Here is a 2,033-nt window from a genome sequence, read left to right as displayed (position 1 = left end):
TAGAGCAATAATGGAAAGGGCCGCGTATTCCAAAGCGATGGTAAAGAAGTGAAGTTGACATTAACTGGCTATTTTTGGCGATATGGTATCAGAAAAGCCATTCAGGTATCGATTTTCCGGATGAACCACAAAGTTAAGCGGCAAATACCCGAGTGTATTACAAGCTCGGCATTCAATCCGATGGTTTGCTATCTGGATGTAACAGGGGCTAGTGCCGATTGGCGTAGCGATGAAACGGCGAACCTTACCTCCTTTTTTTTATGACATCACGACTACGACATGATGGACATTTAATATGAGGATTGTGTGCTACGTGAAAGATGGTCGCGTCACCATCAAACTCTGTAGAGCAATAATGGAAAGGGCCGCGTATTCCAAAGCGATGGTAAAGAAGTGAAGTTGACATTAACTGGCTATTTTTGGCGATATGGTATCAGAAAAGCCATTCAGGTATCGATTTTCCGGATGAACCGGAAATAATTAGATTTCAGTCTCAGCATCTCGAAGCTTCAGCACGACTTTACCTTGAATCGAGAGTAGCTACTTTCACTTTCATGGATACAGATGAATATTGCTTAACTGATTTTGTGAAAGATACTGATGGAGAAGAAATTTGGGTGGCTGTAGAGCAGGGTGCAGTAATTGGTTTCATCTCAATCTGGAAGCCAGAAAACTTCATTCACCATTTGTTTGTTAGTCCCAAAAGTCTTAAACAAGGTGTTGGTTTAAAATTACTGAATCATGCTAAAGACCTAAGTAATAACTTAAGTCTCAAGTGTCTTGTCCAAAATACGAATGCAACCCAGTTTTATCTTTCTCAAGGCTTCAAGATTTTTGAAACAGTGGGCAATGGGCCAGAAAACTATCACTTAATGAGCTTTGATGTACAAACCTAACAAACAATTTAAGAGGGATTCCCAACGCTTGGCATTTTTGCTTCTACTTCAAATTTAGTGTTTATGGCACAATGCGTTAGGTTGGGTGGTAGCGTTGCTCACCCCTTAATTGGGCGTTATGTTTTAATCACGAAAAATCAGTTGGTTGCATCTTTTATTTGCTTTCTTGGCTTTCTAATTTTGGTCTTGTCGGCAAGTAGGCTTTCGGTGGTCGCTGTTTTCTGGACTCCTATTCGTGGGCGCGAACAATCCAGTGAGTTGCCTCATTGAAATTCAGTGAATTTGCGAGTGAATGAAGCCATCTTAGTTTCAAGTTTTCGATTTCTCACGTTATAACTCAAAGTCGGCACAATCAAAATTATGATTTAATTCAGCTTTTTAGCGTCTGGTTTTGGTTTGCAAAGGTAAGTCGAGGTAAGCTATTGGTATCGCAAACTTAACCCTTTGAGCCTTAAACATAACAAAGCGTTTAAGAGGGATTCATGCCGCGTGGCATTTTTGGTTTGCAGTGAGTTTTGGTGGTGAAAGTGGTCTGCGGAAGGTTGGTTTAGGCGGCATTCACCCCTTAACGCGGCGTTAGCTTAAAACATTTAAAATCAATTGTTTGTGGCTTTTTCTTTCTTCCTTTAGCCATTCGTTCTGGTTTCTCGGCAAATCAGCATTGTTTGCCAACGCAAGTTTTGAGCAGTTGCCTCAATTGAATTTTGGGATTGCGCGAGGTTAGCAAGCTTGGCGCAAAGTCGCTTTGGAAGTTTTGCTTTCGCTTTGGGTTTCCCGAAAGTGATTTATCAAAATTTTCGGGTTTTCAAATCGCATGAAAGGCCACAAAATTTGAACCAATTCGGGTTTCAAAACTCAGGCAGTTTGCCGGTTTCCCAAATCAGGTTAATCTCAGGTTTGGTCAATCTAAGGTGCTGAAATTTAAGCTAACAAACTGCTTAAGAGGGATTCGCAATGCGTGGCATTTTCAGCATGCGTTGGGTTTTGTGATTAAATCTGTGTGCGGTAGTTTTTGTAGTGCATTGCTCACCCCTTAGCAGGGCGTTATGCCTGTTAATGGACAAGGAGAGTTAAATGAAGATTTTAAAGGCTTCAATCTCTGAATTAGATCAGATTGTGAGTTTATTTGATGATTAT

Annotated in this window: 2 protein-coding genes; both read left to right on the top strand. The window is 40.8% G+C overall.

All coding sequences use genetic code 11. From position 1 onward, the window contains the following. The first annotated feature begins 554 nt into the window (after window positions 1-554). Window positions 555-896, top strand: a complete 342-nt coding sequence (locus tag UF06_RS17765; protein WP_347335975.1) for a GNAT family N-acetyltransferase — start codon at window positions 555-557, stop codon at window positions 894-896. Window positions 897-1,353: 457 nt separating this feature from the next. Further along, window positions 1,354-1,476, top strand: a complete 123-nt coding sequence (locus UF06_RS24875) for a DUF3265 domain-containing protein (RefSeq protein WP_082069756.1) — start codon at window positions 1,354-1,356, stop codon at window positions 1,474-1,476. Window positions 1,477-2,033: the final 557 nt, after the last annotated feature.

It is taken from the genome of Vibrio sp. S234-5 (genome assembly GCF_000960595.1).
GTDB lineage: Bacteria > Pseudomonadota > Gammaproteobacteria > Enterobacterales > Vibrionaceae > Vibrio.
The sequence above is the reverse complement of the archived record's forward strand: the minus strand, read 5'-3'. Positions and strand labels throughout refer to the sequence as shown.